Origin of the sequence: Clostridium cibarium (genome assembly GCF_014836335.1) — a bacterium.
Taxonomy (GTDB): domain Bacteria; phylum Bacillota; class Clostridia; order Clostridiales; family Clostridiaceae; genus Clostridium; species Clostridium cibarium.
In genome coordinates, this window is the sequence record NZ_JACSRA010000002.1 from 32,556 (window position 1) to 47,018 (window position 14,463).

23 protein-coding genes are annotated in these 14,463 nt (G+C 27.8%); all 23 read right to left on the reverse strand.

Going from position 1 to position 14,463, the window contains the following annotated elements; genetic code table 11:
• Positions 1–7: 7 nt before the first annotated feature.
• Positions 8–1,204 carry an exodeoxyribonuclease VII large subunit gene (gene xseA / locus H9661_RS01455; RefSeq protein WP_191767528.1) on the reverse strand — a complete coding sequence of 399 codons (1,197 nt, stop codon included), beginning with the start codon at positions 1,202–1,204 and terminating at the stop codon, positions 8–10.
• Entirely contained in the window at positions 1,194–2,042 is an 849-nt protein-coding gene (locus H9661_RS01460) for a bifunctional methylenetetrahydrofolate dehydrogenase/methenyltetrahydrofolate cyclohydrolase (RefSeq protein ID WP_191767529.1), read from the reverse strand. The genes xseA and H9661_RS01460 overlap by 11 nt, the downstream gene beginning before the upstream one ends.
• Before the next feature lie 11 nt (positions 2,043–2,053).
• Positions 2,054–2,461, reverse strand: coding sequence for a transcription antitermination factor NusB (gene nusB / locus H9661_RS01465; protein ID WP_191767530.1), 408 nt, complete (start codon positions 2,459–2,461; stop codon positions 2,054–2,056).
• A gap of 196 nt (positions 2,462–2,657) precedes the next feature.
• Positions 2,658–3,035, reverse strand: coding sequence for an Asp23/Gls24 family envelope stress response protein (locus tag H9661_RS01470; RefSeq protein ID WP_143314337.1), 378 nt, complete (start codon positions 3,033–3,035; stop codon positions 2,658–2,660).
• A gap of 87 nt (positions 3,036–3,122) precedes the next feature.
• Positions 3,123–3,659, reverse strand: coding sequence for a SpoIIIAH-like family protein (locus tag H9661_RS01475; RefSeq protein WP_143314339.1), 537 nt, complete (start codon positions 3,657–3,659; stop codon positions 3,123–3,125).
• A gap of 42 nt (positions 3,660–3,701) precedes the next feature.
• Positions 3,702–4,298, reverse strand: a complete 597-nt coding sequence (gene spoIIIAG / locus H9661_RS01480) for a stage III sporulation protein AG (RefSeq protein WP_143314340.1) — start codon at positions 4,296–4,298, stop codon at positions 3,702–3,704.
• Positions 4,299–4,311: 13 nt separating this feature from the next.
• Complete coding sequence (gene spoIIIAF, locus H9661_RS01485) at positions 4,312–4,878, reverse strand: stage III sporulation protein AF (protein WP_143314342.1); 567 nt, start codon at positions 4,876–4,878, stop codon at positions 4,312–4,314.
• Between the two features lie 4 nt (positions 4,879–4,882).
• Positions 4,883–6,082, reverse strand: coding sequence for a stage III sporulation protein AE (spoIIIAE, locus tag H9661_RS01490; RefSeq protein ID WP_143314345.1), 1,200 nt, complete (start codon positions 6,080–6,082; stop codon positions 4,883–4,885).
• A 9-nt stretch (positions 6,083–6,091) separates the two neighbouring features.
• Entirely contained in the window at positions 6,092–6,475 is a 384-nt protein-coding gene (spoIIIAD, locus tag H9661_RS01495; protein WP_143314347.1) for a stage III sporulation protein AD, read from the reverse strand.
• Between the two features lie 8 nt (positions 6,476–6,483).
• Positions 6,484–6,681, reverse strand: a complete 198-nt coding sequence (spoIIIAC, locus tag H9661_RS01500; RefSeq protein WP_143314349.1) for a stage III sporulation protein AC — start codon at positions 6,679–6,681, stop codon at positions 6,484–6,486.
• Between the two features lie 15 nt (positions 6,682–6,696).
• On the reverse strand, positions 6,697–7,215 hold the full coding sequence (gene spoIIIAB, locus H9661_RS01505) for a stage III sporulation protein SpoIIIAB (RefSeq protein ID WP_143314351.1): 519 nt from the start codon (positions 7,213–7,215) through the stop codon (positions 6,697–6,699).
• Positions 7,203–8,099 (reverse strand): stage III sporulation protein AA, encoded by an 897-nt coding sequence (gene spoIIIAA / locus H9661_RS01510; protein ID WP_143314352.1) that lies wholly within the window; start codon positions 8,097–8,099, stop codon positions 7,203–7,205. The genes spoIIIAB and spoIIIAA overlap by 13 nt, the downstream gene beginning before the upstream one ends.
• 167 nt (positions 8,100–8,266) lie before the next feature.
• The gene (locus H9661_RS01515; protein ID WP_143314354.1) at positions 8,267–8,629 is read right to left on the reverse strand and encodes a CD1247 N-terminal domain-containing protein; all 363 of its coding nucleotides are present in this window, start codon (positions 8,627–8,629) and stop codon (positions 8,267–8,269) included.
• Between the two features lie 63 nt (positions 8,630–8,692).
• The gene (gene efp / locus H9661_RS01520) at positions 8,693–9,250 is read right to left on the reverse strand and encodes an elongation factor P (RefSeq protein WP_143314356.1); all 558 of its coding nucleotides are present in this window, start codon (positions 9,248–9,250) and stop codon (positions 8,693–8,695) included.
• Positions 9,251–9,375: 125 nt separating this feature from the next.
• A complete protein-coding gene (locus H9661_RS01525; protein WP_191767531.1) occupies positions 9,376–9,792 on the reverse strand; it encodes a hypothetical protein in 417 nt (138 codons plus the stop codon).
• The gene (locus H9661_RS01530) at positions 9,746–10,156 is read right to left on the reverse strand and encodes a hypothetical protein (RefSeq protein WP_143314360.1); all 411 of its coding nucleotides are present in this window, start codon (positions 10,154–10,156) and stop codon (positions 9,746–9,748) included. Before H9661_RS01530 ends, H9661_RS01525 begins: the two co-directional genes overlap by 47 nt.
• Entirely contained in the window at positions 10,137–10,763 is a 627-nt protein-coding gene (locus tag H9661_RS01535; protein WP_191767532.1) for a hypothetical protein, read from the reverse strand. Before H9661_RS01535 ends, H9661_RS01530 begins: the two co-directional genes overlap by 20 nt.
• On the reverse strand, positions 10,738–11,070 hold the full coding sequence (locus tag H9661_RS01540; RefSeq protein ID WP_191767533.1) for a hypothetical protein: 333 nt from the start codon (positions 11,068–11,070) through the stop codon (positions 10,738–10,740). Before H9661_RS01540 ends, H9661_RS01535 begins: the two co-directional genes overlap by 26 nt.
• A gap of 94 nt (positions 11,071–11,164) precedes the next feature.
• Positions 11,165–11,617 (reverse strand): PulJ/GspJ family protein, encoded by a 453-nt coding sequence (locus H9661_RS01545; protein ID WP_143314366.1) that lies wholly within the window; start codon positions 11,615–11,617, stop codon positions 11,165–11,167.
• The gene (locus H9661_RS01550) at positions 11,610–12,017 is read right to left on the reverse strand and encodes a hypothetical protein (RefSeq protein WP_191767534.1); all 408 of its coding nucleotides are present in this window, start codon (positions 12,015–12,017) and stop codon (positions 11,610–11,612) included. Before H9661_RS01550 ends, H9661_RS01545 begins: the two co-directional genes overlap by 8 nt.
• Before the next feature lie 22 nt (positions 12,018–12,039).
• Positions 12,040–12,504, reverse strand: a complete 465-nt coding sequence (locus H9661_RS01555) for a type II secretion system protein (protein ID WP_191767535.1) — start codon at positions 12,502–12,504, stop codon at positions 12,040–12,042.
• Positions 12,505–13,539, reverse strand: a complete 1,035-nt coding sequence (locus H9661_RS01560; protein WP_191767536.1) for a type II secretion system F family protein — start codon at positions 13,537–13,539, stop codon at positions 12,505–12,507. It lies immediately after the preceding gene.
• Positions 13,490–14,215 carry an ATPase, T2SS/T4P/T4SS family gene (locus H9661_RS01565; RefSeq protein WP_191767610.1) on the reverse strand — a complete coding sequence of 242 codons (726 nt, stop codon included), beginning with the start codon at positions 14,213–14,215 and terminating at the stop codon, positions 13,490–13,492. Before H9661_RS01565 ends, H9661_RS01560 begins: the two co-directional genes overlap by 50 nt.
• Positions 14,216–14,463: the final 248 nt, after the last annotated feature.

Genomic DNA, 14,463 nt, shown 5'->3' on the forward strand with positions numbered 1-14,463 from the left:
AGTCCTCCTATATATTAGGTGTAAAATCACCTTCTACTTTTCCATCTTTTAAGATAATCTTTATTGTTTTCTTTTCTTTCAAATTTTCTACACTATTTATGATTTTTGCATCATCTTCTATTATAGCATATCCTCTTTGAAGGAGGTTCACGGGATTATGTGCTATCAATAAATTGTTTAATCCCCTCAATCTTTCTTTTTCTATATTTATCTTGTTAATAACATTATTTTCTAAAGCCTCTTTTAATCTATCAACAACAATATAATTATTAACTATCTTGTTCATTGGCGAATTTAATTTAAGTATTTTTTCTAGAGATTCTATCTTTAATTTTTCACTTCTAATTTTGTTTTCTACATTATTTTCAAGCCACTTTTTTGACTCTTCTAATTTTTTATATATATCGCTCTCTAAAGGAACTGCTATTTCAGCGCCTTGTGATGGTGTTGCAGCTCTCAAATCAGAAACAAAATCTGAAATAGTATAATCCACTTCATGTCCGACAGCTGATATAATTGGAATTTTGGATTTAAATATAGCCATAGCCAACTCTTCTTCATTAAAGTTCCAAAGTTCCTCTATTGACCCTCCACCTCTTCCAATTATAATTACATCCACACTCTTTACCTTATTAAAATACTCTATTCCATCTATAACTGTTTCATACGCCCCTACCCCTTGAACCTTTGCAGGATATAATACAAGGTCAACCAGATTATTTCTACGTCTTGCTACATTTATTATATCTCTAACTGCTGCTCCAGTTTCAGACGTAACAATACCAATTCTTCGTGGCATATATGGTATAGTTTTCTTATTTTCTAGGTCAAAATATCCTTCTCTACTAAGCCTATCCTTTAATTTTTCAAATTTAACAAACAGGTCTCCTAAACCCTCTTTTTCAATTTCATCACAATATAATTGAAAGCTTCCATTTGCAGTATAAACAGAAGCTCTTCCACAAATTACTACGCTCATACCTTCTTCTAATCTAAAATTCAAAAATTCTACTCTATTCCTAAACATGACACAATTTACTTTTCCAGCTTCATCTTTAAGTGAAAAATAAATATGCCCACTAGTGTGATATTTTAAATTAGAAATCTCTCCTTTTACAGAGAGATTATTTAGTATAAAGTCATTATCAATTATTTTTTTTAAGTAATTATTAACCTCACTAACGGATAAAGTTTTAATTTTCATTATTTTTCAAAGCCTCACACGCGTTTTTTATTAATAGTGTTGTTGTTAAAGCTCCAACTCCCCCCGGTACTGGAGTAACAAAAGATGCTTTATTAATAACCTTATCAAAATCCACATCTCCAGTAATCTTTCCTTCTACCGATGACGTTCCAACATCAATTACAATAGCCCCATCCTTTATAAAAGTTTCATCTACAAACTTAGGTTTTCCTATCGCTACCACTAAAATATCAGCCCTTTTGCAAACTTCTTTTAGGTTTACAGTTCTAGAATGACATATTGTAACTGTGGAATTTTCATTCAAAAGCAATTGTGCCGCAGGTTTTCCTACAATATTGCTTCTACCTAAAACTACTACTTCTTTACCTTCTAAAGACATTTTTAAACTTTTTAGAAGAGTTAGTACAGAATTTGGAGTACAAGGCAAGAATCCTGCCTCCCCCATATAAAGCTTACCTTGAGATTCTACTGTCAAACAGTCAATATCCTTTTCAGGCGATATTTCAGCAACAACTTTCTTTTCATCTATATGTTTTGGTAATGGCAATTGAAGTATTATTCCATCTACATTCATATCGTTATTTAATTTATGTATCTCATCTATTAAGTTATCCTCTTTAATACTATCTTCTAATATTACCTTTTTAAATAATAATCCTAATGAAGTAGCTACCTTTTCTTGATTATTCATATAATAGATAGATCCTCCATCATTACCTACTAATATAGATGCAATTTTAGGAATTCTTTTATTATTTTCAGCCCTATTCTCTACAAAAGATTTTATTTCTTCCTTAATATTGGCTGCTATCTCTTTACCATTAATAATTTGCCCCATAATTAATCCTCCTAAAGATTCTTAAGCACTTTATCAAGAACTGCATTTATAAACGAAACACTCTTATCATCAGAATATCTTTTAGCTAATTCCAACCCTTCATTTAATGCAACTCTTCCTGGCACGTCATCTACATATTTCATTTCAAATATTGCAAGTCTTAAAATTGTTAAATTAATCTTAGCTATTCTTTCTATCTTCCAATTTTGAAGATTTTGTTCAATTATTAAATCTATTTGAACCTTATTATTATCTATTCCTTCAAGAATTTCTCTAATATATTGTAAATCTAAATCTTTTAAATTATCCCCTTCAAAATTGTCCACAAAAGTTTCCAAGGCCTCATTTGTTGTATCTTTGCTTATTTCCATTCCAAATGCCAATTCCATTGCTTTTTCTCTCGATTTTTTTCTACTCATTATTTCCTCCAAAATTTATAAAATAAATTTTACTTAGCATATCAAAAATTATAACTTTACTATCTATTATTATATACATTATAAAAACTTAATAAACAGCTTTCTATATTTTAACACAAGGACTGCATCCTTACCACAAAAAAATATACCTAGCTATTTAAACATAAAAAACCTCTGCCTTGGCAGAGGTTTTTTATTAGTTCTCAGTTTCTTCTACTTTTGAAAGATAAATGTTTTGAACATAAACATTTACTCCATCAACTACTAATCCAGTCATAGCTTCAACAGTCCTCTTTACATTTTCTTGAACCTCAGCTACAACTTCCATTATCTTAACACCATATTCAACTGAAAGAGCTAATTCTATGGTTGCTCTATCTTCTTCTAGGGTTACCTTAACTGCCTTCCCTGCTGATTTCTTCCCCTTAAATATTTGTGATATGTTACCTGAAACCCCTTGTTGGAATCCCATAACTCCTTTTATCTCTTCTGCTGCTATACCAGCTATAACGCTTACAACTTCATCGGATATTTTTACAACTCCTACATTTTCTTCGCCATTATATTCTTGCATCCTTTAATTCGCCTCCTAAGTCTTGATACACAAAACTGACTAATCTTAGGTTAATTATATCAAATACACTTTTATATTACAACGGATTTATTTTTTTACTTCTATAGAAACTTCTTTAATATTAGCAGCATTTTGTACTATTTCTTGGATTTCTGCTCCTTCTTTTTCACTAACACTATTGGCAGTTTTAACTATAACGTTTGCCTTCTTTTGATCATTTGAAATTTCACACAAAGCATCATCATAACCTTTATTCTTCAAGTTTAATTCTATAGTCTTCTGTTTATCTTGTTTTATTGTTACCTTCTGTAATTCACTTGTCGCACTTGCCTTTTGTTCTGAAGTTGTATTGGCATTTTCAGATATAGATTTTAAACTTTGTATTGTAGCTGCATCCTTTTGTTCCCTTTCACTTCTTGCATCCAAGAAAAAATCTGTTTGACTTAGAGTCTCTGTATCCTTTTTATCTTCCTTATCTGATTGATTTTTATCTTCTGTTGATAGAACTGTACTTAAGTCACTTGGATCATTAAGTCCTCCATTATTCAATTTTGCTGCAAGTAATGCAGTACAAACTATAAGAGCTAATAATGTACATATTATCCCTAATTGTTTTTTAGTCATATTGTCACTCCTCCCATCTATTTTCTATTGAATTATATGCTATTAATTCATAGTATATACATTAACCTTATTGGCAGGGAGACCATACAAATTCTCCACTGCTTTTTCTATATCACTTTTTACTTTACTATTTTTGGCGCCTTCAGCTACTACCAACACTCCAATTACTTTTGGCTTATAATTCTCCAAAATAAAAGGTTCATTATCACCGTTTTTCGATGACATAACCACTTTACTACTATCGTTTTGCTGTTTATTAACTCTCTTGCCGCCATCTTTATCTGTTTCTTCTGTAGTATTATTTTGCTTATCAATATCATAAGCTGGTACTTTTACTTCTCCACTTTCAAAAGTTATCATACAATCAACATTTCCAGTACCTTGAATCTTTTTCAATATATTAATTAATTCCTTCTTTTGTTCTTCTTCATAATTTTTAGTAGCACCACTAACAGTTTCATCTGCAACAGTTTTTACTTCATTTTGATTTTTGCTTGTTCCAGTTGTTATAAATTTAGGTAGCAAAATATTAATAGCAATAAGAACAAAGGCTAATATCAACAACACTGCTAACGAATTACTTACTTTTTTGTCTTTAAGTATTTTTTTTAATTCATTAAATATCTTATCTTTATCCATTCTATACCTCCTTTTACCTATAATGCACTTCAATTTTATCTTCTTCCAAGTCTAATTCCTTGCTTAAAAATCTTTTTATTTCTTTTTGTGTATTGTCTTCTGATTTTTCTTCTTTATGTTCTTTACCCAGTTCTACCTTTTCCACCTTTTTTATTCCCTTTTTCTGCACCCCAATCCTTAATTTAATAATCTTAAAATTCACATCGGTAAAATCCACTTTGCATTCCACAGCGCTGACAAAATTGAAATTATTAAACTCCTTATTTAATAGACTCTCACAATTCCTATTAAAATTATTTTTAAAGCTCTCCTCACGTATCTTATTGTTATCTTCTGTTTTTTTCTTATCATTTATATCCTTTGTTACCTCTTTAGAATACTTTCCTATTACTTCTGTTAAAACAGTTTCTCCTTTGCTAAAAAAATTAATTATTGGATTTAATATAACAGCTATCAAAATTAATCCTAAAACAAACTTTAAATATTTTTTCATACTATTATCAGGACCTATTAGCTCAATAGCAGTAATAAAAATTAAAGTTGTGACAAGCGTAACTACAAAATTTTTAATTAATTCCATTACCCTATCCTCCAACTATAAATTTTCCCGCAGACGCCATTATTGCAAGTAAAACAAAAAACATTAAACTTACACTAAGGACAGATGATAATAGCAAAACTAAAGAATCCCCTGCTGCAGCTATAGTACTTGTTATTCTTCTATCACTTATTGGCTCAACTACAGCAGATGATAACTTATATATTAAAACCATTAATACTATCTTAATTATTGGATAAAGTATAATTAATATAATTACTGCAAGTCCAATACTACTTATTGCATTTTTAATTATTAATGAATAACCCGCCACAGCTGTTATAGCGTCCGAAAAAGCTTTTCCAACTATTGGCACAAAGTTATCAACAGCAAATTTTGTTGTCTTTAGAGTTACCGCATCAATTGTAGTTGAAGTTATTCCTCTAATAGTTAGCAACCCAATAAAAATAGTTATAATTATTCCTTGTATCCATATGGTCGACTGTTTAACAAGCTTACACAAGTTATCTATTTTATGTTCCTCCGAAAGATTATTTGAAAATTGCAATACAAACCCTATTAAAATTAAAGGAATTATGAGGATTGTATAAATTCTTGGTATAATTACTACAGCACCCATTACTATCGGATCAATCGTAGTAGCTTGTACAATTCCTCCTGCTAGGCTAATCATGGTTACTAGCACTGGTAACATAGCTGCCATAAAATCTGAAACGTCGTTAATGACATCTTTAGCTACCGAAATTGATATTATAAAACTCTTAGAAAGAACCATAACTAAAACAGCATAACATGCATAAAATGCTATTTGAGATATACTTTTACTATTAAAAGCATCTTGCAAGTTATTCAATAAAGCGCATATAATAGCTATTGCAATTAACGAAACTGCTAACTTTAGCACACTTCTAACTTCTTTAAACAATAAACTAACAAGAGCTTTCCAAACCTTTTCAATCGAAATATTACCTTTGCCATCTTTTATATAACTTTTAACATATTCTATAGGATCTAATTCATTCATTAGCTCTACATCTGTTTTTCTTTTATTTATATAATCATATAGTTTATTTAAATCTTCTTTTGTACTTTCATCTAATAACTTGCTTCTATCTTCCGTTTGATTTTCAACAGGCTTTTCTTCACTATAAACATTTATAGGTTTAAACGAAATAATAATAAGGTTTACTACTATTAAAATCATTAGTCTTTTAACTATCTTCATAATTTACCTCTACAAAATCTGTAATATTGAATCTAGTACTGCCATCAAAATTGGTATAGCAAGTACTAATATAAATATTTTTCCAGAAAACTCCACTTTCGAAGCTAAGCTAGAAGCTCCAGCATCTTTACATATTTCACTTCCAAAAGAAGCTAGATAAGCTATTGCTAAAATTTTCAAAACTATACCTAAATAAACTATATCAAAACCAGCTTTTTCTGCTATACTTTTTAAAAAATTTATTACCTGCGAAAGTTCTGTTAAGCAAAATATAAATACTAAAATTCCTGCTGCTAGCATAACTAATATAGCTAAATCTGATCTTTTATCTTTAAAAAATAAATATAAAAACAAAGCAATTAGAACAAAAGATATAACTTTAAGTATCAACATATGGCCACCTAAAATAAGAACATAGTCTTAACTGTATTAAACAAATTACTTATTAGAGAAATAACCATAATTAGTATAATTACAATACCTGCTATATTCGCAATAGCTGCTATTTCTGACTTTCCGCTACTAGTTAACACCTTATCTAAAATAACTAAAATAATCCCTGCTCCAGCAATTTTAAATAGTATACTCAAATCTAGCATTATTCTCCCCCTCTATTACAACAATAATATGGATATCATAACTCCGATACAGATTCCAAGATATCTATAAAGTTTGGTGTTTTTTTTTCCTAATTCATAAGCTTCCTCTATATTAATTTTCAAGTTTTCAAGAGATAACTTAAAGATTTTTTCTTGTCCATATACTCCTGATTCACCTAATGATCTCACAAAATCCTCAAGTACACTTTTATCCTCCCTCGCAAAGAAAAAATCATTTTCTAAACTTGTAAATTCACTTTTAAATGCAGAATAAACATCACATTCTGTTCCTTTGCTTAATTTTTCTGAAACTCTATTTAAAAGTACATTCATAGGCTCTTTGGTTTTACTAGCTACATCCATAAATGCTTCTGGAAGAGGGGTGTTATTAAATACTACTTCATTTTGAAGTATAGTTATACATTTATAGCTCTCTTTCAAAATAACGTACCGTTTTCTAAAGCTTTCACCATATATATATCCAACAGAGGTACAAAAAATTAAAATCACTATTATAAGCATTATCTTAAACATTTCTTTTCACCCCCATTTTCTATAGAATAAATTTTTTCTATAGTACCTACACCTTTACTATTGCCTAAAACTACTACCCTTTCTAAAATATTATTTGAAATTATAGTTTCAAATACTTTCCTATTATATATATCCTCAATACTATATCCATGTAAAGTCACAATAATATTAACTCCTGAATTAAATGCCATATGAAGTGATTCAATATCTCTTGAAGTACCAATTTCATCACATATTAATACTTCTGGAGAAAGAGATCTTATTGCCATTATCATACCTTCACTTTTCAAACAATTGTCTAATACATCTGTTCTGATACCAACTTTCATTTGAGGTACCCCTAAATAACAAGCTGCAATTTCACTTCTTTCATCTATTATTGATATTTTCTTTCCATTATCAGATAAACTTCTTGTTACATCTCTCAAAATTGTAGTCTTTCCACATTTGGGCGGCGAAATAATTATAGTATTGAAAACACGCCCTTCTTTATAAATATATTTCATTATCTCTTTTGAACATCCAATTATTTCTCTACAAATACGAATATTTAAGGATGAAATATTTCTTATAGTCTTGATTTTTTCTTCTTCCATAACACATTCACCTGCAAGCCCTACCCTATGTCCTCCTTTTATTGTTATAAATCCTTGCTTTATCTCTTCTTCATAGGCATATAAAGAATAATTCGAAATTCTTTGAAGAATATATTTTACCTCTTCTCTAGATATTATATAATTTAGCACTGATTCACCTTTTGAATATACTACTATAATAGGTTTACCAATTCTAATCCTTATTTCTTGTAATGTTATATCTTTAAGAAAATTATCTAAATAATTAGCTATATTTTCTGGAAATATATTTTTCACCTCATCATTCATCAACCACTTCCTCCTCTATAAGTCCCCTATATTTAATCTTTATTTAACTTACAATGGAATTATTACAGTATCAGAAAAAAATATGTAAAACAGAATTTAAATTTCTATACAAAAAAGTTGTCTTTCTAATAATCTCTACCATCATTAGAAAGACAACTCTTTAAAAACTATATTATATTTTCATTACAATATGGACACGGAATTTCATGTTTTTCCGATAACGCTGATGTTTCTATGAAGATAGTTTTACCACAATTCTTACAGCTAACTTCTCTATATTCTTCTTCAATTTCATCTAATTCTTCTAATGTTACTTCTTGAAAAAGTTCCTCTTGAAGATTTGATATATCATCATCCATATATTTAAAATTCTCTGCTAGGACAGTTTCATTAACCATTATTTCTTGAACCTTAGCTGATAATCCTTCTAAAACACCCGATACTCTCTCAAAAAACTCTTTATACTGCTCATCTTGTATTTGAGAAATTTTAATGTTTAAATCTTCTATCTGCCTTTTTATTTCTTTCATAACAAACACATCCTTATTAGATTAAAAATTGCTAAGTTCAATAACTTAGCAATTTTTAGTCTATTAAACTCTTTCCATATATTCGCCAGTTCTTGTATCTACTCTTATTACATCACCTTCATTGACGAACATTGGAACGTTAACTACTGCTCCTGTTTCAAGTGTTGCTGGTTTTAAAGCATTTGTTGCAGTATTTCCCTTTACACCTGGTTCACATTCTGTTATTAATAATTCAACAAAATTTGGTGCTTCAACTGAGAAAGCATCTCCTTTGTAGAATTTGATTATAGCAAACATATTTTCTTTTAAAAACTTTATTGCATCTTCAACCTTTTCGTGGTTTAGTGGAATTTGTTCAAATGTCTCTTGATCCATAAAATAATAAAGTTCTCCATCTGAATAAAGATATTGCATTTCTTTTCTCTCTATTACTGCTTCTTGGAATTTAGCTGATGGATTAAATGTTGTATCTGTAACTGAACCAGAAATAACATTTCTAAGTTTAGTTCTTACAAAAGCTGCCCCTTTACCTGGTTTTACATGTAAAAAGTCTAAAACTGTATAAACTTGTCCTTCGTTCTCAAAAGTTGTACCTTTTCTTAAATCTCCTGCTGATATCATAGTAATATCCCTCCAAAATGTATAAGTTTCATAATAAATACCACGAATTAGCGTGGTACTCTAATTTGTTTATTCTTCTAGTCGCATAACAATATTATTTTATCAGATGAAAAAGATAAATGCAATTATTTATCTTTAGTTTCCCTTAAATTCACCTTTTGTGTATAATTAAGCGTTAATCTTCCCTCAATATTCTTTTCATCAAAATTGATGCTATAATCAACTATATTATAATTGTTTAAAATATTTATTTTTTCCATAGCCCATTCCTTTGTTCCTTCTATTTTAACTTCTATCTTATAACCCTCGCTTTCCTTCTTAGCAGCTAAAAAAGTAATATCATTTTCTTTTAACTCTTTTATTACATCTCTCAGTTTAATTTCATTCTTTTCATATGTAATTGAATTTTCAACATCTTCTTCTCTTTTGTTTTCTTTTAAAAAAGTTAGCATCTCAAATACAACAAAAATAGTCAATAGGAATAAATAACATTTTCTATTTATTATCTTCTTGAATAACTTGTAACCTATATTTATTTTCACCTAAATCCTCCATTGTATTTATAACAATTTTTTCATTTTGCAAAACCTTCTCCAAATCGTCTTTGTTATAAACGTATATATTACCTTCATAAGATGTAAAATTTCCTTGAAAACAATCATTTGTAATTTCCAACCAATTTTTTAATCTTTTATTTTCCAAGTTTTCATCTAAATCACTATTCTTAATAACAGGTTTATTTTCTCTAAAATAATATTTAATATTACTCATAGATATCGGGAGTAGCATTAATGCTATTGCAGTTATGATAATACTGTCTCTTTTACTCACAAAATTTATATATTTATTTTTTTTAGTTACAAAGCTTCTAGGCAAGAAATCTTTATTATACAAATACTTTTTCACTGAAGATTCCTCCTAACTTGACTTCTCTAGCTTTTATTTTATCTGATAGATCTATTTTTTTAATACCGCTTTCAACATAAATTACATCACATGTTTCAATACTTACTAATTTTTTCATTAAGTTTTCTAAATCATTAAACACATGCGCCTCCTCAAGAAATCCATCTAAAATTAAATTATAGTAATAAATTTCATTATAACTAAAAATGCATATATAAGACTTTTTCTTAATTTTTCTTCTTATTTTTTCCATCATATACATTTGAATTGGGATAATTTTAACTCTATTTGCACCATCACATAACTTAGAAATTCTTATACCACCCTTTATCGAGTATATATAAAGAATACCTGCTTTCTTACACACTTTATAATCCATAAGATACTCTTCATCTCTCCCAAAGGATTCTTCTTTAATTTTTTCAATATCTATATTAACTAAATCTTTTAAATTAGTACTAACTTTTTTAATGTAAATATCCTCATCCAACACTACTATATATCTTTTCTTGAGCAATTTTATTTTTTCATAAAATGATTTATAGTCATAACTAATTTTATTGTAAATCAATATATTTCTACTAATTAAAACTATACTTTCTTTCAATTTTACTCTCCTCATTCATATATTTCTCTGCTAAAGGTAATAATACTACTTTACTCCCCACATCTTTATACCTTAAAATTTTTTCTTGTCTAAATCCTTTATCCGTATATATCAAGTAAAACTTATCTATTTCTTTTTTATACCCTAAATTCATCCCAAAGTTTATATACTGTTCAGTTCCTTTTTTTCTTAATTCATTTATATTTTCTCTATTTTCCTTTGAATATTTATTTAATAGACATAATATTTTTTCAAAATCCTCAGAATTATATAGATCTTCTTTTTTATTCTCTAAAGACTTATGCATTATATTATTTATAACTACCTTATTACATATAAGCCCTATCAAAGAAATAATCATTAATATTAATAGAATATTGATAAGAACATACCCTCTATTTTTATAGACACTTTCTATATTCAGTTCCTCCTTTACTTATGTTTATATAAATTAATCTTCCTTTAATTTTAACTTTAAAATCATCTATATTAGAAATTATTGTATTCCTAGTTGTGTATCTATTAAAATTCCTTATATCATAATATTTAATTATTAAATTATTCTCGAATTTCAATATTTCCTGTATTTCGAATATGTTACTTTTATCCCCTCTATATATTATTATTTTGTTATCCTCACTACTTATCTTCTGCACTCCAGTATCTCTTAAAAACCTATCAATATCTAAAAAGCTTCCATCAATAGAATTTAAACCAAGACTTTTTTTAACGGTTTCAAAATATACACTAGTACATGTAACCAAAAGTTTAAATCCAATAATCATAATTAACATGGATAAAAACATATATACAACGCATTCAATCAGTGTAAATCCGTTATTTTTCCTAAACATACTCCATCCAAGGAGCTTTCAAAATAATTTGTTCTTCCTTAATATCTTTATATATAATCTTAATATTTATCTTCATATACTCTCCATTATCCTCAATTAATTCTAATTCAATTTTTTCATCATCTTTAGCATTCTTATTCATAAAAAGCAATTTAGTATTAGGAAGAAGAGATAAAAATTCTTCATTATATAGAAACGTTAACTTGTTATTTTTAATTTCATCCCTTATATCTTCATAAGCAACATTATATTTAACTTCACTACAAATTGCATAAAGTGTTTCATTAACATTATACTTAATTAAACGAGTTTCATTTGAATTAATGAATCCCTTAACTATATTTGCTAAGATAATTATACAAATACCTAATATCCCTAAAGATATAACAACTTCTATCATCAGACTACCTTTGCTTTTTACTTTAACTCCCTCCTTCCTTTACTAAAATTACATTACCACCAACTTGTACTGTAATTATAAATTCTTCTAATTTTTCATTAATAAACTTTATTGTAGTAGGTTCTACATATCCAAATTCATTAATCCTAAGATTTATATTTCTTATTTCTTCTTCATTATCAAAAGGCTTAATTCTTAAAACTTCTTTAATCTTTATATTTTTTATTACTTTATTATCAGCTATTAAATATACCTGCAAATAATCATTATTATTAATCAACTTAACATTTCCAGATAAATCATTACTTGCACAATAACTTTTTCCGTAACTTATCATATCAATGGTCTCATAAAGGAAATTACTTATTTCAATTTGTTTGTAACGTGTTTTAAATTGTTTTATACTAGCTATACCTATACTAAAAATAACAGATAACACTCCAATAACTGCTATTATTTCAATTAATGTAAATCCTCTTTTTTTCATTTACATATATCCAGAATAGACCATATCAATCAATGGCATAATGAAACTGACTATAAAAAGTAATATTAGTAATGACATTAACCCTATAAACAAAGGCGAAATAAATGTTACTACTCTCTTCATTTTCTCTGTTATAGAATTTTCTAATCTTTCTTGAGTCTTATTCAAAACATCTGTTAAGTTTCCGCTTCTTTCTCCTAAATATATCATTGAATATGTATATTTAGATAAGAAAGAAATATCTTTAATTGCTCTATTTAACTCACTACCTTTTAATATCTCTTCATTTATATCACATAGGGCATTTCTTATAATCTTAATATTCACTGAATCAATGCACAATTCTATTCCTTTTGTTAACTGAATGCCACTAGATAAAATGACTGTTAACAACAAAATAAACATGTACTCATAATAATCTCTGATGTATTTTATTTTCAAAAAAATACTGCTCCAATGGCTTTTTACCCTATTCCCCAAACTTTTTCCTAATAAATATATCACTATACTCCAAGAGAGAAGTGCTACAAAACTTATTATAGGATTATTACAAATCCAATCACTTGCATCATAGCACGCTTTAATAATCTTTGGCACCTTACTACTTATTGAACTGAATGTTTCATATATATTAGGAATAATGATAAAAAAAGCACTTATCGATAATAGCATTAATGATATAAAAATAATCAAGGGATATCCTAACTCTGCTTTGATATTTCTCTTAACCTTATCTATTTCATAATAGTATTTACTAATACTCCTTAAACATTTATTAAGTTCTCCACTATTTTCTCCTATTGAAATAATCCCCACAAAGAGAACCGGATATAAATTGCTATATTCACCAAATACTTCAGCTAGTGAATACCCTTTTAGAATTTTCACTTTAATTTCTTTAAGGCTATTTTTATAATTCTTACTAAAATGCAATTCTGATAACAATTCAAAAGATAAATCCATAGATATACCATCTTCATATAAATTAGCTAGGTTTTCTGCAATAATTGATAGTTCTCTGTAATTCTCCTTCATTTAGATCTTCCCCCTCTATAAATTGCAAATAATCATAATAGTCTATACTTTCACTTATTAATAGTTTTTTCAATACTACTACCATTTCGCTGTTGGATAATATATTTTCATCTTCATATATATTTTTAGTACTTTCTTTCAGTTCTTTATCTAAGTAATGTACAGCCGATATTAAGGTTCTGCCAACAAAGCCTGTTCTATTGCAAGCTTTGCACCCTGTCTTCTGAAAAATTGGTACTATATTAGAACCTATATTTACTTCTCCTATTTTTCTCTTACATTCATTGCATATTATTCTAATCAGCCTTTGAGATATGATTCCACCTAAAGAAGCTCTTATTAAATAAGGTTCAACCCCCATTTCTTCTAATCTTAAAAATACTTCACGGGGAGATTTCGTATGTATAGTTGAATATACTTTATGTCCAGTAATCGAAGCTCTAACAGCCATTTTTGCTGTCTCTTCATCCCTTATTTCACCTACCATAATTACATCTGGATCCTGCCTTAAAACACTTCGGAGCCCTGTAGAAAAAGTTATTCCTATCTTATTATTTAAATTAATTTGATTTATTCCTTCTAAAGCTATTTCTATAGGATCTTCTAGGGTTGTAATATTAATATTATCACTTTTAATTTCATTAATTATGGAATATAAGGTTGTAGATTTACCGATCTTATCATGACTTTAGTTGTTTCCCTTATGTTTATACTCTACTAAAGTTACCATAAAATAAACAATATAATTTAGTAAAAGATTAATTTATATATTACTTACATGTATCTTTCTTATATTATGAACAATTACAATAAAAATAAACGCAAGCTCCATACAAATGCAACAGCATGTTAATTTTGATTCTTTAAAGAAATCAGAATTAATGCTAATGTAATATATAATTTTGCCCCAAAACTAAATTTTAT